Genomic DNA, 21,021 nt, shown 5'->3' on the forward strand with positions numbered 1-21,021 from the left:
TCAATGAAGATCATAAGTACTTCAAAAGGTATCGGTGGCCAGCTTACAGAATTCAGAAAACTAGTCGAATCCTCAGAAAAGATCACATTTGTCGGAACTGCCGGTTTTTGCACACCATTTGCGGAATTAATGGCATTTGTCCTCAGGAAGACGGATAAACAGATGAAATTCATGCCAGACCTCAAATTCGAGGATGCAAGATCCATTGTTTCAACACCTCATGGAATGCAAATCGGCGAGCCTACAGCCCCTCATGCTGATACTGTTGTATTGCTTGGCGGGCTTGCAATGCCAAAAACAGGAATAGATGTTGCAGCAATGAAGGAAATGGCTGACAGGATAGTTGATGGATCTGAGAATAAGCTTATAATCGGTGTCTGTTTCCAGTCAGTGTTCCAGGAGATGAAATGGACGGAATTCATTGATTTTGATTATATCATCGATGCGGACCTGACGAATCAGGTGCTGGAAATTTAATCTCCTGTTTTCAGCATTTCTTTTTTGATCCATCATATATGTAGAGTATGTTTTCTATTGTCTGAATTAATACATGCACGAATACTTCTATCATTTCTCGTTTTAGATTTAAGTTGCCATATTATTCCAAAGTCATATCATTGAGAAGTTTTGCATTGATTGAATCAGCATTCAAATAGGGACTTTCTGAAATCAATATGGTTTTTGCTTCTTCCAAAGTTACTTTTACCTCTGTTGTGTTAGGGTCAAGATACTTAGAATCGCTTGATTGTTCTTCTGTGGTAGAATTATTACTACTTTCTAACCAGTCATCGGGTAATATCCACGTACTGTTTCCAAAAATTCACATTACTTGTTCCGTTGTTAATACTTTCTCTTCAAGTTGTTCAGCAGTGTATTCGTGTTCGTTATCATCTCCAACTGCTGTTCCTAATCCTATAATAGTTATTAAGAATAGCAGTCCTAATAGTAGTTTTAGCTTCATTGTTTCTTTGCCTCATGTTTGTTACTCCAGAGGCAAGATCACGCAAACTTTAAACAGCATCAAAGCTAACATTACCATGCCTCTGGGCAATTCTGGAGTCCAACCAGACTTTACAATTTTTTTGGATTTCAGTCCAGATTTCTTCATGTAGTAAGTAAAATATCTACCAATTTATTATTAAGGACTTATAATCCTATCATCCAACTAAAAACCAGAATCTCTCTATAGCTATTTCGTGAGAAACGGGAGCGTAGAGGATCATGGAAGCGTCAAAACTTAATAAAATATTCTCCTAAAGCAAATCCAATTCCAGCAAGAATTCCTACATATATTCCTTTCATTAGATCATGAGATAGGTATCCCAACAAGGTGCATACAATAAGAATCGTACTGAAGTGTAAAATCATTCTATAATATATTTTCATGTTATCATCATTTACAAAATCAATATCCATAACCCTAACAGTACCAGTACGATTCCGCTTATTAATTTCACATACCCACGATATTCACGAATATGTTTGGTCAATGTGTACCCACCAATAATCCCAACTCCAATAAAAGGAGTCAGTACACCTGCACTAAAGACCAAAAGCAAAGATAGAGCCTCGAAAGTGCCTTGGGTAATTGTCCTCTCCAACAAGAGCAACAACATCGGTAAAGTGCAGGGAACCTTGACAAACGAGAACAATACTCCAAGAATGAACAATCCACCTACCGTACTTGCATGTTTTCTGGCAGCATTCTGGAAATATCCCTCAAAAGATACCGGCAAGGAATAAAAACCCATCAAATAGAACCCTATTAAAATGACAACCGACCCTGTTATCACTGAGAACAGCTTGGTATCAGGAACAGAGGTCTTGAAAAGAAATAGCAAAAGACCAAAGGCAATATACGAGCTGACCAAGCCAAGACCAAAGATTCCTGCTTTTGCCATGCCATTTTTTACAGAACTACTGGTTCCTGCTGTCAGGCTCAAGAGAAAACCTAGAATGGCCATCAGACAAGGAGACATGCCAGCAAACAACCCCAACGAATATGCAATAGGAATATTTAATGTGCTGTTAATATATTGATTGTCAGGTTCCTCTCCTTCAAGGTAGTTTTCAATGGACGACTTTAGATTCTCTTCAGTAATTTTTTCTTTTGGAATTTTTATTTCATTGTTGATTACAATAGCCGGAACTTCAAGAAAACCATATTTATTCCATCGGTTGAATCCTTCTTCTGTAATAACATTGGTTCTTGTTAAGTTCACGTCTTTATACTCGCTTTCAAGCTGATTAACTATGGGAGCTATTGTTTTACAATCATAGCAGCCAGTTTGATAGAAATACTCAACATTGACACTCGAATGTGCAACAGATATCGTTAACAGTAAAATGAAAAGAAAGAGAATCTTTTTTGGCGTCCCTTTTCTCACAAATTTCATAATACCTCGCATGATGTGCTTAACATTTGGCATACAATACAGGTCCAGTACCACATGCAAATTACACCAATTAAGCTCCTTTTACATCTACTAATTCACGGGTGACATATATCTTAAAAGGAGTATCACGATAAGCATTTTTAACGCCAACATCTTTATAAATATCTGAATAGTCTCCTTTTGTATTTTTGTCGATACTGTATTCAGATTTTATTAGAATCCCCTTATCTACACTAATCCAGTTTTCACCTTTTGTAGTACCTGTTGTTATCAAATGAAGTGATTTATTTGCATATTCATATTCAGCATCAAGAGTATAACATGTAGTAGTAGCAAGAGAAACACAATCGAATTTTCCACCCTTTACAGATAGTTTATCTCCACCCAAGCATTCGTATGTCGTATTTCCAAAAACAGTATACTCAATCGAATTATTGTCTACAAAATAACTACCACTTCTATTAAAGTCAGAACTCCAAGTGTTTCCTATTTTAAATTCTTTCTCAGGATATTCAAGTATTGATACTACTTCAAGTTGTATTTCGGGAATTATTAAATCTTGAGAATCTATTTGATCAATTTTGCCGTACGGCGTCATAGTAATGTAAAAAATTCCTTCTTTGGAATCTACGCTGCTCCCTGAATTAGCTCTTGCTTCTAAACTTATGGCATTATCGTCCACACCAACGACATCCATTTGTACATGTTCAAGAACATTTTTGCTTGATTTTTCAACTATAGTTTGAACATTATAATCATACTGTTCCCCCTCTTTTAAACTATATTTTAAGATATATTCTCCTTGATTATTGCTGGATTGAGAGTTTGTAATGTATCCAACAGTCAGTATAAATAATATGAACGCAAAACTTAAAAGTACTTTAGGTTTCATATAATTCCTCACCACGTTTTTTTATATAATTTGAAATCTACGATTACAAGAACTAGCAATAAAATAATGCCAAGTATTGCAATATAGTTATTATTTATAGAAAGATATGCTGCAAAAGCAGTTGCAGAGATGAATAAAGTAGTTACGTACTTACAGAATCTGCTATATTCAGGCTTATTCATACCAAGTAGTGCAAATAACGCTCCTATACTCATTAGAATTATTTCTAAGGAGAATTTTGAGCCAATGATAAATCCATACAGCCCCCACACCAATGTGGATAAAAAAATAATGAGGGGAAGTTTTATCCTCATTTAAATCATCCTCTTTCAGCATCCATATTGACTTGCCATCTGACACCCAGTTGAAAGACCATTTGAGCATGCACACACATAACACGGGCACAGAGATGCCGTCGCTACAGCTGCAAGACAAGCAATACACAATGCTCCCATAGTTAATACTCCTCCAGTTACACAAACTGCTGTGCAACCAAATCCGCCAAGTACAATCAGAGCCAAGCATTGAGGACAACCATATAAGCCTCTAGCTACAAAGCTTTCGCCTGTCTCTTCATTGTAAATATATGTTAAATCATTGATGTCCCCATTAGCAGATTCAAATGTGAATGCTGCAACTTTGGCATGAACGACTGAGCCGTCTTTTGCTTTTATTCCTAAGCTATATGTTTCTACATTTTTCTCTACATACCCTTCTGTCTGAAGTTCTTCTTTAACTTCTAGAAGTGATTCATCCGCGAGTGCTTTACTTAGAAGTTCTTCCTTTTCTTTTCCTTCTAAGTTAACAGGTCCTTCAGCAATTATATCTTCATCAGCTGCTCTTTCACCACATGTTCCTCCTGGGACACATGCCGTCGCAGGTACGACTGCAAACATGCTTACAATCAGCATCGTCATAAACAACGAAGCGATTCTCTTTCCATATTTCATTTTCATTCTATCTTTACCTCATTTTAGTTACTCCAGAGGCAAGATCACGCAAACTTTAAGAACAAACAAAGTCAACATTATCATGCCTCAGGGCAATTCCGGGATTCAAGACTACTTTGCAATGTTGTTTGAATCCTGGCTCACATTATTACAATGTAACCTTGAAGAATTTTACATATTGGTATTTAAATATTATGTCCATTGACTAAACTGTTTGTGCTATAAATACATTAGAAAATAGCACTAAACTTAAAGATTTTATGGATAATGTTGTCACTTGATTGCGAATGTCTCGAGCAACAGAACATTACGAAAAAATCGATTGCATATTTAGGAGTAGTCACCAAATTTCAGTCGTATGTTATGGCCATAATCTATAAATATAACATATATTATTCCCGAAGTTAACAAACACAATAGATCAAAAAATGCCATCCCTGTTTTTGTCATGCCATTTTTTACTGAACTGTTGGTTCCGGCTGTCAGGCTCAAAAGGAACCCAAGTATGGCCATCAAACAAGGAGACATTCCTGCAAAAAGACCCAGTGAATAAGCAAATGGAATATTCAATGTGCTGTTTATATGTTGATTATCAGTTTCCTCTCCTCTAAAGTGGTTATCAATTGCCACCTTGAGTTTCTCTTCAGTAATTTCTTCTTTGGAGATTTTCGTTTCGTTATTTATGACTACGGCGGGGACTTCAAGAAAACCATATTGGTTCCATCTGTTGAATCCTTCAGTTGTACTTACGTCGGTTTTTATTACAATTATGTTTTCATATTGTTTTTTGATTTGATTTATTAGGGGATTGGTTATTTCACAGTCATGGCATCCTGCTTGATAAAAATATTCAATATTAACTGATTGCGCATATACAGGTGTAATTCCTGACATTAATAGTAAAATTAGGATTAACAATATGAATTTATTTATGACGGTCATTTTTCTCAACCATTTTATTGTTCTAGGAATCCGAGAACATAAATTTTGATTACCACCAAAGAGCTCTTTGTCTGCCTTGGTTCGATTTATTTTGATAAGATTGAAATAATTCATAATGCATTACATAGTGGGTCAAAATGTCTTTTTTGAAAACAACTTATTCAAAGAATATAATATAAAGTAAGTTAACTATCAACCATCCAAGTGGATAAATAATAGCTCTTTCAGGTGTCTTTAACATTTCTCCTAGCGTTTCCCACAAACCCCTGTATTTGCGTCGGTTATATTTTTTAAGATAAAAGGGGTATAGCGACATAAATGTCAAGACAGCGGTAGTGGCTAATACCGATGTTATATCTGTCATATATATTTCTCCTTTTTATAATATGAAACAAAAAATGTAGTGCTTACAGATAGGCATATAGATATGCTCATGTATTTCTACATGTATATCTGAAGCACAGGATTCTTCTCAGCAAAATTCCGAGCAAATATATGGGCAACTGTTACCTGTTCCATATATGCACAATGCAGCAAAAACTAATGTACAAATTGGGAGACATACTGGAACAGCAGGTCCTGTGACTGTAGCACAAAATGCACCACATGTAGCGAGACCCGTTAAACTGCATCCCATGCCATATATGTATGTGCATGCATCCATACAAGTATCACATTCAATGTAACTTGAAGTACTTGCTTGTGGAATTATGGATTCACTATTTATAATCTTGCCATCTTTAATAACAGGTTTACCATCTATACTGATTACACCTGCCTGATTTTCAATGGTACTACTTTTGGCAATTCCATTGGTAGTTTCAAAAACATTAATCTTGACGTAATCTTCTCCATATTCTGTAATTGTATTACCCACAATAGTTTTAATTCCATTCGATACAAAAACGAACATTCCTATAGTGTCACTATTTTCAGCTTTTGCTGGTATTTCGATAATTAGCGTTTCTTCAGCTTCAGACGCTTTAGGGCTCATTTTTGTGATGTTTGCTTGACTATATTGTAATTTATACCCTTTATTGTGTAAATCTTTAATTGCTGTCCTAGCATCTTCATTTAATGATACTTGCAGCAATCCACTCAACTGCCCAAATCCGTCTTCAGTTTCAATGTCAAAATCATCAAGCACTTTGCTTTCGTTCGTTATTGTACCTGGTACACATGCTGTCGCTGGCATTACCATTGCAATCAATAGCATCATTGATACAATCAATGCACTAAATCCAATACTAATTTTCATTCTTTATTTACCTCTTCACAATACTCCAGAGGCAAGATCACGTAAACTTTAAACAGCATCAAAGCTAACATTACCATGCCTCCGGGCAATGCCGGGATTCAAGCTGACTCCTACATGTTATTTGAATCTCGGCTCACATTCTTTCAATGTGATACTAAAGTATTTTAGCTAACTGTATTAAAGTTTTATGGCCATAACGTCTAACTGAAGAATAAACCATAATATAATGTTATTGAAAAGTAACACTGTTACTCATCATGTTAATTAACAATGTTGTCCGAAGAAGCTGTTTTTAGACATGGCCATCATGCATATTTAAAATCACTACAAAGTATCTGAATTCATCTGAAATTTCAGTTGGAAGGTTTGGCCATAACCTATAAGTATAACATATATTATGCATCATCTAAACAAATGCAAGAGCTCAAAGAACGTCATCCCTAAATCTTGGCGGCCTTGTGTTGATTATATTACAGAAAAGGGGAGAGAAGTATTTTTGATGTACCCATAGATATTATTCGGCAGAACTTTTTCTTTTGTCTTAATGTACCCACGCATCCACAACAACATGCCAGACACCGGGCGAATATTTCTTGACCTTGCGACATTCCTTTATCTCAACATGCCTGCCTTCCTCTAAAGCCGCCTTCATGATGCGGGACACCGGTCTTTCAAATATAAGTGGTTCGGGGGTCGTTTCATGGTAATGCAACATGCCTCCGGTCTTTTTGATGGCTCTTATACCGTTTTGCAGATAATGATGAGTGGTGCCCACATAGCCCATTATTACCCTGTCTGCCACTCCCGGGGGTGTGAGTTGTGCACAGTCACCGTTAAAGGCTTCCACGATATGCTCTACATGGTTCAGGGTTATATTCTCCAGAAGATATCTGTAGGATTGCGGATTGATCTCTATTGCAATTATCTTTTCAGGGCTTGAATGGACAGCCATGGGGATCGTGAAATATCCGATTCCTGCAAACATATCGACTACTGTCTCATGTTCAGCTATCCTGCTCATCAACGCCTTCTCATGAAGGTTTCCTTTTGAGAACATGACCTTTGTGACATCAAGCCTGAAAAGACATCCATTTTCCCTGTGGATAGTTTCTGTATTATTGCCAGTGAGTATCTCTCTTTCAGGTTTCCTGAACTGTCCGTTTATTCCAAGGTCTCGCACTACTGTGTTACAGGAAGGATACATCTTAAGCAATGATCCGGCTATTTTATCTTTCAGGTGTTCTATGGCCGGATCTATGGTAACTACGATGACGTCACCAAGAATGTGCCATCCGGAAGGTAACATCCTGTGTTGTGCATCTGTAATATTGCCTTTGAGTCTTTCTCCCAGTGAAAGCCATTTACTGTAGAAGTGACTATCTTCCTGGCAGTAAGTCTGAAATCCCCGGATGTCATCTGTAACAGGTATCTCGATGAAGCGTTTGCCGTTATCAATGACCTTTATCTTTCTTGCTGGATCAAGTTTACCGGCTTCTTTTATCCTGAGCCTGACAGCCTCAGCTTCTTTTATGGGTACCCTGATAACTTTATTCATAATCATCCGCTATTGTGTTGAGAGATTCTGCCTTATCTATATATTTCTATGTATGATGATCTGCCTGCACAGCTTTTTCAATTTATAGGAATAAATCATTCGCTCCATAGCGAACATTTAAATACATTGTTTGATTATTCAGTATTGCATGAACAACGGGGACAATACTGCTATCTTTTCCACGGATATTGGATTTATTGCTCTTAACGGTTCTGTAAAGATCAGTATACTTGAGTTTTTGAAAGATAGTTCTAAGTCCTTTGATGAGATAGTTCAGTATACAGGAAAAGCCAAGTCCACAATTTCCGTTCACCTGAACGATCTGAAATCCCAGAATCTTCTTGAGGAAGCTACAGATCCTGAAGACAGGAGAAAGAAGATATATTCTTTGAAATGCCAGTATGTTGCATGTTCCCAGAAACCGGGAATGAAGCATTACACCGAAATGCTTGATCTGCTCGGCTCTCCCAATATGAATTCCTTTGGTTGTCTGAAATGCCTGTTCCATGCAGTACAATATGGTTTTCATGCACATGGAGTGAATTGTGACCCCATCATGAGAAAGATCGGTAAAGATGTGGGTGCCAGTCTGTCAAGGAACTTCGTATCAACTGATTGCAGCAATATACTGGAGGAAATGAGTGTTTTTTGGGGGGAACATGATATAGGAAGTTTCACTGTTCTGAGCCAGGAACCACTCAGGATCGTTGTCCATAACTTTTTTGACTGCAGGTCAATTCCCATCCGGGAAAAGACCCTTTGTTCATTTGCACAAGGTGTCTTTGAAGGTGTGCTCAAAGAAAAACTGGGTATGGAATGTGTAATGCGTATGATCGGCAGATGTGATGAGGATTGTGAAGGCTGTCTTTTCCAGATGGTGTGGCTTTAATCAGATGTTCTGATAACGCCAAGTTCTCCTTTTACAAGCCTGCCAATTGCAGCAACGATACCGGGCCCATCAGTGTTTTCCCTGCAGGTGATCATATGTTCCATTAGTCCCAGTCTTTCAATTCCATATATGTCCCGTGCATGACCTGTCCTTTTGATGGCAGCTTTAAGTTCCGAACGCGTAACAGCATTGGCTATTACCCTGTCCTGTTCAGATTTCTTCCAGCTCCACCAGAGGTCTGCCTGTTGTTTTGTAAAGCTGCCCTGTTTTGTCTTTTCGTTGCTTATCCGTATCCGGACGGGTAAATGCCCGATTATCCCAAATCTCAAAGCTATCTGTTTTGCAGTGCCATTCCCAAGTATCGCCAGGTCCTTTTGTGGAATGCTTATCAGGGTTCCCACATCAACGATCATTTCATTTTCAAGTATCCTGTGTATGACACCCTGGTAAACTTCATTCTCCTTAAGCTCCTGAACCGGTGTGCCGAATTCACTGGCAAGGAAGTTCAAAGCAAATTCACTATCCTCTCCCTTAACATTAGCTAAAAGCCAGTTATCCTCGGAAACAGAGAATTCTGCTGAAGCATCAAGTTCCTTCAATTCATTATTCACAAGCACTTCTGCAGAATGGAGGGCTCTTTCCTTGTTGCCATATATCTTTAATAAAAGTTTAACAGTGGACATTTTGATTATCCTTATTTATTGTTTCATTACCTGATCGAAGATGGTCTGTATCTCATTCAGCTTGTCCAGACCCTCATCATCGATGAGGTCTTCATTCTCTTCTATTGAATTTAACAGTAACTGGATATCACGGCTGAAGGGACCAATTTTCATCTTCATCACCTGTGGTTCTGATTGTTGATTGAAAAGATCTTCATAAGTAGAAACCATCTGCTTATGTAACCTGTCTATATGCTCCCTGGTATGCCTTCTCTCTTCCTGGTAATGCATGTTATGTGAATCGGGATTATCCGTTGCGTCTTCTGTCTGGTCAGGTGATTCACCTTCAATTGCCATGATCAGGTTCTTTAGAGCGTCAACTACCCTGTACCCATGTTCTGTAAGTTCCACATATTTGACACGTCCCTCTACTGTGAATTGGACAAGACCGTGTTCTTCCATTTTTGCCAGTATCTTTGTTGTGTGTGCAAAAGTGGAATTTATCTCTTTTGTGATAACTGATGCATATGTTTTCTGTAAGGACCATATGGCCAGAAGGGCAAGGGTTGGTTTCTCCTGCAAAAAAAGCTGTTCCGCATATTCTTTTGTCATAACATATCCTCTTTACAAGCACTTTGAACCCTTATTTGAAAAAACATCATAATACCCTGTATTATATATTTTAATATATATCATTAAAATAAAAATAGTATATATGTCTATCGGATATCAGCAATTATATGTTCAATATCCATAACCTGTGCATTTGTTTTGAAAGATGTGCCGCTGAAATGTGTCCTTGATGCCAGATATCCCCGGCTTTGCAACTCATGTATAAATACATCTATTGCTGAGGCAGAAACTCCCATTTTTTTGCATAACAGGTGCTGGTCATAGAACATTGGAATATCCAGTTCATCCCTGCAGAACTCAAGCATTTTGATAGCTGATTGCCTGGTGCCGCAATTGCGGACCTCCAGTTCAGCAATTACCTCACTGCAAAAACCAGGGTCATGAAGTTTTCCAAGCCACATAGGACCTGCAACATTATTTGTTTCACCGCAGAGGCTGCATTTCTGGCTGATGCATGGTGCAAGACCATATACTGTTTCCCGGTGGCCACAGCCAGGGCAGTGTGCAATGAACCCCATTCCCTTTATCATCCTGTCAGCCTGTTTTGCGCTCTTTTTAATAGAAAGGTAGGTACGTACATAGTGGCGGGTTGCATGGGACAGAAGGGGTTCCATGGCTTTATCATGGAGTGCCAGTTCCCTGGCTATCCTGCCCAGAAGTATGCGTACTCCCATCTCACTGTGGTATTCGTTGTTAAAGGGTATTGCAGCATATTTGCGAATACCGGAATTCAGGTGAGCTCCACAAAGAGGCGCGGTATCCGTTGCCGTTACCGCAAGCAGGTCAATGACAGACCGGGAAGCAGCTGCCAGGAAAGGTGCAGGTGTGCCAAAAGGATCAAGATCAACTATATTAAAATGTTTCTCATGGAGGAGAACATTTGCATTCTTATGAGTTGCAATTGCCTTTTCTCCTATCCCGAGATTTTCGATGTTCTTTCGTATAAGACCGCAGGCTTCCTCACTCCAGTCATTGAGGGTTGCGTGGATGCCTGTCTCATTAGCTATCCTGAGTCCGCGTATACCCGAAGCGGAAAGTGCATCAACGTATGTGATGGCCTTTTCAGGACAGGGTTGCATCCTCTTTAGGAAAGCAGATGTTGCAGCTATGGAGATATCCCTGTTCATTTCCATGACAGGGTTAAAGAAAACCGGTGCTGAGGATGGTGCAAAATTCGCACCTTCCTCAGGAACAGGAACCAGGACTTCAGTATCACCTTCTCTGACAGATCTTACTTTCATCGGGTTCCCTGAAGATCCGTTCTTATTTAACGATAATGGTTCCTTTCATCCTTTCTTCATAGCCCAGGACCTTGTAGGTGTATGTACCGGGCTCATCGAATGTGTATCTGAAGCTCAGTCTTCTCCCTATATTTGTATCTTCCCACAGACCTTCGTTGCTCACAAGTGTGAACACCCTTGTAGGATCGTTGTCATTGAACCAGACTACGGTATCACCGGTATTGATAGTTATGTTGCCTGGCTGGGTAAGGTAGTTTCTCATGTAGATGGTGTATGTCCTTGGAGCTTCAGACTCTACCACTTCAAGTCTGCCATTCTCTTCTTCAGCAGCTCCCTGGTCTGTCTCATCGGTTGACTCATCGACTGGCTCTTCAGTATCTATGTCCCCTGAATCCGTTCCTTCCTCAGCGCCATCGATCTCTCCATCAGGTGTCTCTGTTTCATTCACATCCCCGTCGGTCCCATCGACACATCCTATGGCCGAGAATGAGAGTATTATCATCAATATCATCAATATCTTTGCTTTCATTATATCACCTGCATTATGATATAATTTCGATGGTTAAATACCTTATCTAATGGCTTCTATAAGCTTTACATTTATATTATGCTCTTTATTTTCGGTATCAAGTCCTATCACTGCTGCAAAGCCAAGTGCAGCCATCCCGGGATTTACGATCGTTGTCTTTCCGTACTTTTTTATACCCCTGGCTTCATGGATGTGTCCGCAGACCATAAGGTCTGCCCTGTCAAGAAACATGTTAAGGGCCCTGCATCCCACATGCATGCCTCCCACCTCATCAAGGACCCCGAATGGAGGTGCATGGGTGAGGGTTACTATCCTTTTCTCATTTCCCGTTGACCGGCCCAACAGCATGGAAATGTTCTCTTCATACTCACATTCCTGTATCTCAAAAGGAGTGCAGAATGGTGTGGGATTGGATCCTCCAAGTCCCAGGAACAGCACATCGTCCATCACGAACGAACGATTATGAAGGTTTATGGCCCGGGAATCCTCAATGACCTTTATTATGGAATCGTGGTCACAGTTCCCGGGAACTGCAAGTATCGGCTGATCAAAAAGGGAGAACAGCTCCAGTGCCTTCTCATCTGGTCCGAAATTGGTGATATCACCTGCAATGAGCACTACATCGATATCCCCTGCAATATCAAGCAGTTCCTCTATCCTTGAATAGTTGCCATGGGGGTCTGCAATAGCAAAGAGTCTCATTTCAGGCGTCTCCATATCACGGAAATCCATTCATTGAATTTCATTCATTACTTTCCATTTCTCATCTTTAAAAGGAACGGTCCCCGCCAAGCAGACCGCCCAGTGCCTTCTCGCCAAATCCGGCAACACCTTTTGATTCACCTCTGCTTTCTGTGCCAAATTGTCTGGATGCAGCAACTATCCTGTCCGCAAGACGTGAGAACGGAAGACTCTGCAGGTAGATCTTACCCGGACCTGTAAGGGTTGCCAGTACAAGTCCCTCTCCTCCAAAGAGTGCATTCTTGAATCCGCCTGCCCACTGTATATCATATGTAACACTTTCTGCAAATGCAGTTATACATCCGGTATCTACCCTGATGGTCTCCCCGGCTGCAAGGTCCTTTTCCACGATAGTTCCTCCCGCATGCACAAAAGCAAGACCGTTGCCCTTAAGTCTCTGAAGTATGAATCCTTCTCCCCCGAAAAGTCCTGCTCCTATCTTCCTGGAAAGTGCCAGTTCTATATCTATGCCTTTTGCTGCACACAGGAATGCATCTTTCTGGCACAGGAAACTGCCCCCCAGTTTGCCAAGGTCAAGGGATATTATCTTTCCCGGATAAGGCGCTCCAAAGGCAACATATCCCTTCCCAGCCCCTTCGTGAGTAAAACTTGTGATAAAGAAGCTCTCACCTGTGATGGCACGCTTGAGACCTTTCAATATGCCACCACCGGTGGAAGTCTGCATCTTAATCCCGGGTCCCATGTACATCATTGCCCCTGCTTCTGCTGTAACCGTCTCATCAGGGTCAAGCTCAATTTCTACAAGCTGCATTTCATTGCCAATTATTTTGTAATCGATTTCATCTGCCATTCTGTATTCTCCACTATTTAGTTGTACAGTAAGCGAAAACTCCTTTTAAGAAATTAAGATAAGGATTTGTATTACCACTATTTATGGTTTTATCTTTAAAACTTTAAACTGCTGCTTTTTGATTAATTAACAACACACAACTCAACTTGAATAGTTTAATATATCTCCTGTGCGTAACCAAGTGTTGATAAGTGTGTACCGAAAAAATTTTCCACTTCATTTGAAGCATTATTTGCTTGCATTACAAGCAAGGAAACATAGCGGTAAGGCTTATGAATTATCTGAGAAGTTCAACATTGCAGAATCAGATATTCTTGATTTCAGTTTAATCAAAAATCCTCTGGGCACACCGTTCGATTTCCCTGACATATATATTGGCCCTGAACAGATAGTTTTGAGGACAGGTGAAAAGATCCACCAGTATCCGGATAACAGATACCTGGAACTGAGGAGTGCAGCTGCCGGTTTTGTAGGTCATGGTCTAACCTTTGAGAACATAGTTCCCGGGAATGGCCCCTGTGAGTTGTTACGTCTTGTTATTGGATCGGTTGTAAATGAAGATGATCAGGTGATAGTTCCCGCTCCTTCAGCCGGCCAGTATCGTCATATCGCTGAGATATTCGGTGCCCGCGTGCAGGGATTTTCCTCAGAGGACCTACTCCGCCTGCCAAAGATGACATTGGACAGAACAAAGATAGTCATTGTCGAGAACCCCAATGATCCTACAGGTGCACTTATATCAAGAGATGAAATGTGCAGGATCGCAGAAAAATGTGCAGAACATGATACTTTGCTCATAGTTGATGAATCGTCTATAGAGCTTGCCGATCCTGCTGCAAGCATCGCTGACATGGTGTTTGGAAATGATCATCTTTTTGTAATAAGGTCGGTCTCAAATATCATTGGCATGCCCGGCATTAGACTTGGATATGGCATAGCTTCAGTTCCTATGTCCGGTGTTTTGAATGCTGCCCGTCTCTCATGGAATATCGGAGCATTTGAGGAAGCTGTGGGGATTGCATTTCTGGGAATGCCAGGAGGTCCATACTGTAAATACCTCTCCGATTCCAGGGCCTTTATCGAAAAGGAGCGCGAATTTATCACTGAACGTCTTTCAGCTATCTATGGCTTTGATCCGATCAAAAGCAGTGCAAATTACATTCTTGTGGATGTCAGGGACCTTTTCCTTGATTCCCTGCGTCTCACAGAAGGTCTTGCTTCACAAGGAATAATTATACGTGAGTGCAGTGATTTTTTTGATGGCCAAAAGCGCTATGTAAGGATATCTGTTCGTCCCAGGGATGAATTTGAAAGATTTCTGCACTCCCTCGATGAGGTATTTGCCCGTTTGAGCCGGGAAGATGCCAGGGAAAAACTTGAAGAGACCATAGAGCATGGTGGTGCAACATGTGCCGGCCGTGGTTCATGTGAATATTATCCCTGCCATTTTCTGGGCCAGGACTGCACTTTCTGTTTCTGCCCCTTTTATGCCTGTGAGGATGAAAGGACTGGTGGCAAGTGGATTGCCAGTTCCACAGGCGGACAGGTATGGAGTTGCGAACACTGTACTTTATTGCACAGACCAAAGGTCGCCAAGACGGTGCTTGATGCACTTATGGCTGACGGAGACACTGATGAGAACATAAGGAGGGCATGGAAGGATATCATTGAGCCTCTGCTTTGATCTTCTTAAATGTCGATTAAACAGGTTAATATATTTCCTATTTACTACATGCTTTGATTATTGTGACAGACCAAAGATCACCTCTCCCGGTAAAGAAATATCTTTTAAGTCTTGAGCCATGTGCCCATGGCGGACTGATACGAAAAAGTTCCCAGAGCTACGGGATACCCGAATCGGAAATACTGGATGCCAGCGCAAGCCTGAATCCTTTCGGAACACCATTTGAACAACCCTGCCCGGAACTCGATCTGCAGGAGCTTCTCATGACAGGGATCGAAAAAATGGAACAGTACCCTGATAACAGATACCTGGAATACAGGAAGGCAGCAGCCGGTTTTACAGGTATGGGCATAACATATGAGAACATCATCCCGGGTAACGGGTCCACTGAAATAATCAGATTGGTTGCCGAATGTGTAATAGCAGAAGGGGACATTGTACTTATCCCCAGGCCTACGTTCAGCGAGTATGAGATGCAGTGCAGGGTTATGGGTGCACAGATCAGATATGTGGATCAGGAAGAGATATTCGATCTTGCCGATGAGATCCTTGATGAGGCAAAAATGATCTTTGTATGCAACCCAAACAATCCCACAGGAAAACTCCACTTAAAGCAACGTATCGGGGAACTTGCACATCGTTGTGCAGCCCACAGGACCATTCTCTTTGTGGATGAGGCATTCATAGAACTTGCAGATCCTGAACAGACTGTTGCTGACCTTGTTGAAGAGAACGATTATCTTTTCATCCAGCGCTCCCTTACCAAGGCCTTTGCGATCCCGGGTATCAGGATGGGTTTTGGAATTGCTTCCAGTAAGTTCGCCTGTGTGCTCAACAATGCAAGGCTCTCCTGGAATATGGGATGCATCGCAGATACTGTGGCAACCGCCCTTTTGAACATGGAAGGTGGGGTCAATAGCAAATATCTTCAGGATTCCAGGGATTTCATAGCACAGGAACGTGAATTCCTCATGGGTAAACTTTCACGCAGAGGTTTCAGGCCCGCTGAGAGCAGCGTGAATTATATTTTCGTGGATATCTCTGAACTTTCCCTCAATTCCTCCGAACTGGCAGAACGCATGGCTTCACATGGGGTTTTGATACGTGATTGCAGCTCTTTCCAGGATATAGGAAAGGACTACATAAGAATAGCCATACGCAACAGGCAGGAGAACGAACGTATAGCATCCACTATCCGCCAGGTGATATACGAATGGGGGCGTGAGCAGGCAAAGATGCAGCTGGAGGAGAATATAAAGGCAGCTACAGATTGTGGTCGCATGGGAAGTAATACAGAATGTGATTATTATCCGTGCCATTTCAAAGGGCAGGATTGTACGTTCTGTTTCTGTCCGTTCTATCCATGTGAGGATACCCGTACCGGTGGCAGCTGGGTGGAAAGTTCAAGCGGGGGGCAGGTATGGAGCTGCCTGAACTGTAACATAGTACATGAGGAGCGGATCGTCGATGAACTCCTGCAGGTATTCACTGCAGAAGGACTAAGTGAGGAAAGTATCAGGAAGGCCTGGAAGAACGTTATGGAGAAAAACCTATGATCCCTCCGGTACAGGTCGATGCAACTGAATTGCTTATAGTGCTTCTGCTGGCATATGTCCTGGACCTTGTATTCAATGAACCACCTGCATCCGTGCATCCCGTTGTGTGGATGGGAAGGTTGATTTCCTTTTTCAGGAAGAATGCTCCTGATGCCCACAGGAAGCTCTATGGCATATTCATGGGGCTGTGCACTATACTCTTTGGAGCTACCCTGGCCTACATTGTATTGTACTTCATGGGGATGGAAATTGTTCCTTCTCCATTGCGCTATCTGGTTGCTGCTTATTTCCTCAAGGCAACGTTTGCCATACGCTGTCTCTATGAAGCTGCAAACGAGGTAAGAGCAGAGCTGGATGCGGGAAAGCTTGATGATGCAAGGTATAAACTGTCCATGTATGTAAGCAGGGACACATCCGCACTTGATGAAGGACACGTCTCATCTGCGATAATCGAAACAACATCTGAGAACTATGTTGATGGTATCCTTTCCCCCCTGTTGTTCTACGCATGCTTCGGACCTTTGGGTTTGATAGCAGCATATGTTTTCAAGGCAACAAGCACCCTTGATTCCATGGTAGGCTATAAGGATGAGCGCCACAGGGAAATTGGCTGGTTCTCCGCAAGGCTTGATGATGTGCTGAACTGGGTACCTGCCCGCCTGTCAGTGTTATTCATTTATGCAGCAACCCTGATTATCAGGCTGCTCTGTCGGGGATCAAAAAAAGTGGATCCCGGATGTGCTTTAAAGAGCGGTTTTGCTGAAGGCTTGAAAACACCGTCTCCCAATTCGGGCTATCCAATGGCTTCAGTAGCCGGCGCCCTGCGGGTGAAACTTGAAAAGCCGAATACATATGTGCTGGGCAGGGAGTTTACATATCCTGTCTCAGAAGATATAAAAACGACTTCATGGATTATCCTTATAGCATCGCTATTTGCAATAATCATATCTTCATTTATAATCCTGATCTGGTCTATACAGACCTTAATATAAGTATCATTAATAACAGACCTGGACGTGATGGCAATGAAATTATCAGATATAGAATCAGAAGATCTGAAAAAGAACCAGTCCGCAGAACTGGAAGGTGAGGTTACCAGGGATATAATCGATATCCTTGAAGAGGAAGGAATAACGGTTCGGATGCTTGTTGATACGGCACTGGAGCTGTATGCCCCCCACCCGGGCCTGGAAACAAAAGAACTGGCAGAGGAGAGGTTCCTTGCTGAACTGGATATCGCCCTCTCCGATCCCAACCTCTGTCTGCTTATCTATTCCGGTATATTGCTTGAAAAAGAAGGTCGTGATGGGAGATTGCCCAATATCAGCAAAAGTTCCTATGAGAAAGACCTGACATTCATAATAGCAGATGAGGTGCTCGGAATGAGCATATCCAAATATATAAGTGGTGACAAAGGCATGTTCGAATTCGTGCGCTTTGACAAACAAAAGCCAGGGATACTCTGTGAGCTTGGTCCCTTTATGGATGATATAATAGGCGGGCTCATTGGCGGTGTTTCTGCTAACATGTACACAAGGGCCATGGCAGAGGCCGCAGGCCCTTCAGGTAAGACCAGTACAAAAGAGAAAAAAGCAGAACCTAAGACCAAAAGTGATGTGATCGCAGGATGAACGCATTCTTACTGGCCCTTCGTTCAAGTTTCGGCTTCCTTTCAACCATTCCCGTGGGAATTACCATGGAGGGACTGGATGAGTTCTTCAAGAGGACGTACCTGCATCTTGTAGTGGGCATAGTACTTGGTCTTATTATGGGGGCTGTGGCCTATGTGCTTATAAGTTATTTGCCCGCTCCGATTGCTGTGGTACTGCTAATCGCTTTTGTCTACTATATTACCGGTCTTAATCACCTGGATGGCATGGCAGATCTGGGTGACGGGCTGACAGCCCACGGATCTGTGGAAAAGAAGCTCAAAGCCCTCAAGGACATGTCCCTGGGTATCGGGGGAGTTGCTTATGCTGCCCTTACGTTAATTGCGTTCTATGCTGTTCTGATATCACTTTACAATGAATCGGATGCTATCTATTCAACTAGTGCTGATGTGGCCCGCATATTCTTCTTTGCGATGTTCGTGTCTGAGGTAAGTGCGATGCAGTCCATGCTGACGATCGCTGCATTCGGGAAATCCATTCATGAAGGTCTGGGTTCCATACTTGTGAACAATACCACAGTACCTAAATACCTTATAGGTTTTGTAATTGGTAGCATTGCCTGTATTGGAGCATCCATGTACTTCGGACTTTGGGTTGCTGGTATCCCTGCCGGTATCCTTGCGTTCATAGCGGCAATTGTGGCAACACTGTTGTTGCTGAATGTAAGCACCAGGCATTTTGGTGGTGTCAACGGTGATGTAATTGGTGCTTCAAATGAGGTTGGAAGGGTAATAGCACTGATCACCATCACGCTGGTATTAATGTATGGAGGTATTGTTTGAACGCTATAATAATGGCAGGTGGATTTGGAAGCAGGCTTGGGATGGGGGAGAAACCATGTGTGGAGCTGCTGGGAAGACCTCTTATATCCTATGTGATCGAAACTCTGCAAAGGACAGAGAGCATAGGTGACATATATGTTGCAGTTTCCCCTGCAACTCCGAACACAGCCTCTTTTATCGGGAATGAATATGATGATAAGGTGAAAGTTATCCCTACAGGCGGGGGTAATTATGTAGGGGACATGGTACATGCAGTAAAGACGACAGGTATCACAGATCCGCTTCTGATCCTCATGGCCGATCTTCCTCTTCTGACACCGGAACTACTTGAAAAGGTAATAGAGGAGTATAATGGATGTGATAAACCTGCAATGTCAATATTCTCTCCTATATCTGTCTGTAAAAGTCTGGGTATCAGGCCTGATACTGTCTTTAACTGGGATGGTAAGCTCATCGTGCCCTCAGGCATTAACATACTGGATGGGAGCCAGGTTGAACATGAACAGGACTATATAAGCCTTGTCCTGAATGATATTGAGATTGCCCTTAATGTCAATACGCCCGATGACCTTAAAAGGTGTAAGGATATGCTTCTTGAAAGGAAAGCAGGAATAATAAAGAACTGATTGTGTGAAGTCTTATTATCTTGGATATTAACAGCGATGATCATACCGTATAATTTATATTGTATCAGTTCAAACATTTATAGGTACAGGCCGGACCGACTCGTATGTTCGGGTGGTTGGAATATCATCGGGCACCTTTTTATGTTTAAAAAGGTGCCTCTACGTTCTGATGGTCTATTCAGTTGCATAACATTCTGTTTGCTTCTTTTTTATCAGTTATTTTCTTCAATGAGCATGGAATTTAAATTGAAGACAGAATTATAAACAATGTTGTTGAGTCTGTTATATTTGTGAGGATAGGTATATGAATAAAAGATTGTGCATGACATTTATTATATGTATCATACTCATGATATCGGTTTTGAGTAGTGGTTGCACCGATTCTGATGATACTGGTATTGGCAATGATCATGAAGTGCCTGATGACGATGGTGCTATGACAGAGGACGCAGAGGTGGATGATCCTGGTTTCACTAACTCTGCCGGTATGCAGTTTGTAAAGATCCCCGTTGGGGAATTCTACATGGGTGCCCCGGAAGGAGAAATGTACAGTGACAAGGATGAAAGACCTGTCCACCAGGTGAGTATAGGATATGAGTTCTACATTGGTGTTTATGAGGTCACTCAGGAGCAATGGAAGACAGTTATGGGAACTGATCCTTCAGAGTTCAAAGGTAATGACCTGCCCGTTGAGAAAGTTTCATGGCATGACGTTGAGAAGTTCGTGGACAAGCTCAATGAAATGGAAGGAACTGACACATATCGCCTGCCCACTGAGGCAGAATGGGAATATGCGGCAAGGGCTGGTACAAGCACAGCCTTCTCATTTGGAAATGATAAGGATAGACTGTCGGAGTACGCCTGGTATGATGGCAATTCGGAAAAAAAGACACATCCTGTCGGAATGAAAGATCCAAATCCATGGGGATTGTATGATGTGCATGGTAATGTTGCCGAATGGGTGCTTGATGAATATCATAGCAATTACCAGAAAGCTCCAACCGATGGAAGTGAATGGACGGCCGGGGTTGGCAGATGGGTGATACGTGGTGGCAACTGGAACAGTATAGAGCACCAATGTCGTTCCGCCAGCAGGGAAAGCATAGGCAAAGGAAGCCGTATGAACGACATTGGTTTCCGCCTGGTAAAGGAGATCTGATATCTGAAAGCCTGCCGGATCTTATGTAACACACTGATCTTCATT

Annotated in this window: 24 protein-coding genes; 9 read left to right on the plus strand and 15 right to left on the minus strand. The window is 41.7% G+C overall.

What is annotated here, in order from left to right; genetic code table 11:
* The first annotated feature begins 3 nt into the window (after window positions 1–3).
* The gene (locus tag V7O64_RS01480) at window positions 4–477 is read left to right on the plus strand and encodes a DUF2124 family protein (RefSeq protein WP_407356267.1); all 474 of its coding nucleotides are present in this window, start codon (window positions 4–6) and stop codon (window positions 475–477) included.
* 343 nt (window positions 478–820) lie between these two features.
* Here V7O64_RS01480 and V7O64_RS01485 read toward each other — a convergent pair whose 3' ends face one another.
* From V7O64_RS01485 to V7O64_RS01525, 9 genes are all read right to left on the minus strand, one after another.
* Window positions 821–961 (minus strand): hypothetical protein, encoded by a 141-nt coding sequence (locus V7O64_RS01485; RefSeq protein WP_407356268.1) that lies wholly within the window; start codon window positions 959–961, stop codon window positions 821–823.
* Window positions 962–1,230: 269 nt separating this feature from the next.
* Window positions 1,231–1,416 (minus strand): hypothetical protein, encoded by a 186-nt coding sequence (locus V7O64_RS01490; protein ID WP_407356269.1) that lies wholly within the window; start codon window positions 1,414–1,416, stop codon window positions 1,231–1,233.
* Window positions 1,398–2,396: a cytochrome c biogenesis protein CcdA gene (locus tag V7O64_RS01495; protein ID WP_407356270.1), complete on the minus strand. Its 999-nt coding sequence runs from the start codon at window positions 2,394–2,396 to the stop codon at window positions 1,398–1,400. Before V7O64_RS01495 ends, V7O64_RS01490 begins: the two co-directional genes overlap by 19 nt.
* A gap of 70 nt (window positions 2,397–2,466) precedes the next feature.
* The gene (locus tag V7O64_RS01500) at window positions 2,467–3,288 is read right to left on the minus strand and encodes a hypothetical protein (protein ID WP_407356271.1); all 822 of its coding nucleotides are present in this window, start codon (window positions 3,286–3,288) and stop codon (window positions 2,467–2,469) included.
* Between the two features lie 8 nt (window positions 3,289–3,296).
* Window positions 3,297–3,602, minus strand: coding sequence for a hypothetical protein (locus V7O64_RS01505; protein WP_407356272.1), 306 nt, complete (start codon window positions 3,600–3,602; stop codon window positions 3,297–3,299).
* A gap of 15 nt (window positions 3,603–3,617) precedes the next feature.
* Window positions 3,618–4,244, minus strand: a complete 627-nt coding sequence (locus V7O64_RS01510) for a hypothetical protein (protein ID WP_407356273.1) — start codon at window positions 4,242–4,244, stop codon at window positions 3,618–3,620.
* A gap of 324 nt (window positions 4,245–4,568) precedes the next feature.
* Window positions 4,569–5,132, minus strand: coding sequence for a thioredoxin family protein (locus V7O64_RS01515; protein WP_407356274.1), 564 nt, complete (start codon window positions 5,130–5,132; stop codon window positions 4,569–4,571).
* Between the two features lie 520 nt (window positions 5,133–5,652).
* A complete protein-coding gene (locus V7O64_RS01520; protein WP_407356275.1) occupies window positions 5,653–6,438 on the minus strand; it encodes a hypothetical protein in 786 nt (261 codons plus the stop codon).
* A gap of 541 nt (window positions 6,439–6,979) precedes the next feature.
* Window positions 6,980–7,993, minus strand: coding sequence for a class I SAM-dependent methyltransferase (locus V7O64_RS01525; RefSeq protein WP_407356276.1), 1,014 nt, complete (start codon window positions 7,991–7,993; stop codon window positions 6,980–6,982).
* 148 nt (window positions 7,994–8,141) lie between these two features.
* Here V7O64_RS01525 and V7O64_RS01530 point away from each other — a divergent pair, with 148 nt between their 5' ends.
* Window positions 8,142–8,882, plus strand: coding sequence for an ArsR family transcriptional regulator (locus tag V7O64_RS01530; RefSeq protein ID WP_407356277.1), 741 nt, complete (start codon window positions 8,142–8,144; stop codon window positions 8,880–8,882).
* On the opposite strand, the gene V7O64_RS01535 is transcribed toward V7O64_RS01530, so the two are convergent.
* From V7O64_RS01535 to V7O64_RS01560, 6 genes are all read right to left on the minus strand, one after another.
* Complete coding sequence (locus V7O64_RS01535) at window positions 8,879–9,565, minus strand: DUF2110 family protein (RefSeq protein WP_407356278.1); 687 nt, start codon at window positions 9,563–9,565, stop codon at window positions 8,879–8,881. The two genes, V7O64_RS01530 and V7O64_RS01535, sit on opposite strands and share 4 nt — an antisense overlap.
* Window positions 9,566–9,580: 15 nt before the next feature.
* On the minus strand, window positions 9,581–10,156 hold the full coding sequence (locus tag V7O64_RS01540; RefSeq protein ID WP_407356279.1) for a MarR family transcriptional regulator: 576 nt from the start codon (window positions 10,154–10,156) through the stop codon (window positions 9,581–9,583).
* Between the two features lie 107 nt (window positions 10,157–10,263).
* Complete coding sequence (locus V7O64_RS01545) at window positions 10,264–11,418, minus strand: tRNA (guanine(10)-N(2))-dimethyltransferase (RefSeq protein WP_407356280.1); 1,155 nt, start codon at window positions 11,416–11,418, stop codon at window positions 10,264–10,266.
* Window positions 11,419–11,440: 22 nt separating this feature from the next.
* Window positions 11,441–11,947 (minus strand): hypothetical protein, encoded by a 507-nt coding sequence (locus V7O64_RS01550; RefSeq protein ID WP_407356281.1) that lies wholly within the window; start codon window positions 11,945–11,947, stop codon window positions 11,441–11,443.
* A gap of 42 nt (window positions 11,948–11,989) precedes the next feature.
* Window positions 11,990–12,664 (minus strand): metallophosphoesterase, encoded by a 675-nt coding sequence (locus V7O64_RS01555; RefSeq protein ID WP_407356282.1) that lies wholly within the window; start codon window positions 12,662–12,664, stop codon window positions 11,990–11,992.
* A 52-nt stretch (window positions 12,665–12,716) separates the two neighbouring features.
* Window positions 12,717–13,499 (minus strand): TIGR00266 family protein, encoded by a 783-nt coding sequence (locus V7O64_RS01560; RefSeq protein ID WP_407356283.1) that lies wholly within the window; start codon window positions 13,497–13,499, stop codon window positions 12,717–12,719.
* A 232-nt stretch (window positions 13,500–13,731) separates the two neighbouring features.
* On the opposite strand from V7O64_RS01560, the gene V7O64_RS01565 reads away from it, so the two are divergent.
* From V7O64_RS01565 to V7O64_RS01595, 7 genes are all read left to right on the plus strand, one after another.
* Window positions 13,732–15,183, plus strand: coding sequence for an aminotransferase class I/II-fold pyridoxal phosphate-dependent enzyme (locus V7O64_RS01565; protein WP_407356284.1), 1,452 nt, complete (start codon window positions 13,732–13,734; stop codon window positions 15,181–15,183).
* 62 nt (window positions 15,184–15,245) lie between these two features.
* Entirely contained in the window at window positions 15,246–16,739 is a 1,494-nt protein-coding gene (cobD, locus tag V7O64_RS01570) for a threonine-phosphate decarboxylase CobD (RefSeq protein ID WP_407356285.1), read from the plus strand.
* Window positions 16,736–17,731 (plus strand): cobalamin biosynthesis protein, encoded by a 996-nt coding sequence (locus V7O64_RS01575; protein ID WP_407356286.1) that lies wholly within the window; start codon window positions 16,736–16,738, stop codon window positions 17,729–17,731. Before cobD ends, V7O64_RS01575 begins: the two co-directional genes overlap by 4 nt.
* Window positions 17,732–17,764: 33 nt before the next feature.
* Window positions 17,765–18,370: an alpha-ribazole phosphatase CobZ gene (gene cobZ, locus V7O64_RS01580; RefSeq protein ID WP_407357362.1), complete on the plus strand. Its 606-nt coding sequence runs from the start codon at window positions 17,765–17,767 to the stop codon at window positions 18,368–18,370.
* Entirely contained in the window at window positions 18,367–19,191 is an 825-nt protein-coding gene (gene cobS / locus V7O64_RS01585; protein ID WP_407356287.1) for an adenosylcobinamide-GDP ribazoletransferase, read from the plus strand. Before cobZ ends, cobS begins: the two co-directional genes overlap by 4 nt.
* The gene (locus V7O64_RS01590; protein ID WP_407356288.1) at window positions 19,188–19,817 is read left to right on the plus strand and encodes an NTP transferase domain-containing protein; all 630 of its coding nucleotides are present in this window, start codon (window positions 19,188–19,190) and stop codon (window positions 19,815–19,817) included. The genes cobS and V7O64_RS01590 overlap by 4 nt, the downstream gene beginning before the upstream one ends.
* Window positions 19,818–20,178: 361 nt before the next feature.
* Window positions 20,179–20,976, plus strand: a complete 798-nt coding sequence (locus V7O64_RS01595; protein ID WP_407356289.1) for a formylglycine-generating enzyme family protein — start codon at window positions 20,179–20,181, stop codon at window positions 20,974–20,976.
* Window positions 20,977–21,021: the final 45 nt, after the last annotated feature.

This window comes from Methanolobus sp. WCC5, from assembly GCF_045690325.1.
Classification (GTDB): Archaea; Halobacteriota; Methanosarcinia; order Methanosarcinales; family Methanosarcinaceae; genus Methanolobus.

Coding starts and splice junctions, on each gene's coding strand:
- cobZ (WP_407357362.1), top strand. CDS start 17,765: ATGAAATTATCAGATATAGAATCAGAAGATCTGAAAAAGAACCAGTCC.
- V7O64_RS01560 (WP_407356283.1), bottom strand. CDS start 13,499: ATGGCAGATGAAATCGATTACAAAATAATTGGCAATGAAATGCAGCTT.
- V7O64_RS01485 (WP_407356268.1), bottom strand. CDS start 961: ATGAAGCTAAAACTACTATTAGGACTGCTATTCTTAATAACTATTATA.
- V7O64_RS01495 (WP_407356270.1), bottom strand. CDS start 2,396: ATGAAATTTGTGAGAAAAGGGACGCCAAAAAAGATTCTCTTTCTTTTC.
- V7O64_RS01555 (WP_407356282.1), bottom strand. CDS start 12,664: ATGGAGACGCCTGAAATGAGACTCTTTGCTATTGCAGACCCCCATGGC.
- cobS (WP_407356287.1), top strand. CDS start 18,367: ATGAACGCATTCTTACTGGCCCTTCGTTCAAGTTTCGGCTTCCTTTCA.
- V7O64_RS01520 (WP_407356275.1), bottom strand. CDS start 6,438: ATGAAAATTAGTATTGGATTTAGTGCATTGATTGTATCAATGATGCTA.
- V7O64_RS01575 (WP_407356286.1), top strand. CDS start 16,736: ATGATCCCTCCGGTACAGGTCGATGCAACTGAATTGCTTATAGTGCTT.
- V7O64_RS01530 (WP_407356277.1), top strand. CDS start 8,142: ATGAACAACGGGGACAATACTGCTATCTTTTCCACGGATATTGGATTT.
- V7O64_RS01480 (WP_407356267.1), top strand. CDS start 4: ATGAAGATCATAAGTACTTCAAAAGGTATCGGTGGCCAGCTTACAGAA.
- V7O64_RS01545 (WP_407356280.1), bottom strand. CDS start 11,418: ATGAAAGTAAGATCTGTCAGAGAAGGTGATACTGAAGTCCTGGTTCCT.
- V7O64_RS01510 (WP_407356273.1), bottom strand. CDS start 4,244: ATGAAAATGAAATATGGAAAGAGAATCGCTTCGTTGTTTATGACGATG.
- V7O64_RS01550 (WP_407356281.1), bottom strand. CDS start 11,947: ATGAAAGCAAAGATATTGATGATATTGATGATAATACTCTCATTCTCG.
- V7O64_RS01505 (WP_407356272.1), bottom strand. CDS start 3,602: ATGAGGATAAAACTTCCCCTCATTATTTTTTTATCCACATTGGTGTGG.
- V7O64_RS01525 (WP_407356276.1), bottom strand. CDS start 7,993: ATGAATAAAGTTATCAGGGTACCCATAAAAGAAGCTGAGGCTGTCAGG.
- V7O64_RS01515 (WP_407356274.1), bottom strand. CDS start 5,132: ATGTCAGGAATTACACCTGTATATGCGCAATCAGTTAATATTGAATAT.
- V7O64_RS01540 (WP_407356279.1), bottom strand. CDS start 10,156: ATGACAAAAGAATATGCGGAACAGCTTTTTTTGCAGGAGAAACCAACC.
- V7O64_RS01500 (WP_407356271.1), bottom strand. CDS start 3,288: ATGAAACCTAAAGTACTTTTAAGTTTTGCGTTCATATTATTTATACTG.
- V7O64_RS01490 (WP_407356269.1), bottom strand. CDS start 1,416: ATGGATATTGATTTTGTAAATGATGATAACATGAAAATATATTATAGA.
- V7O64_RS01535 (WP_407356278.1), bottom strand. CDS start 9,565: ATGTCCACTGTTAAACTTTTATTAAAGATATATGGCAACAAGGAAAGA.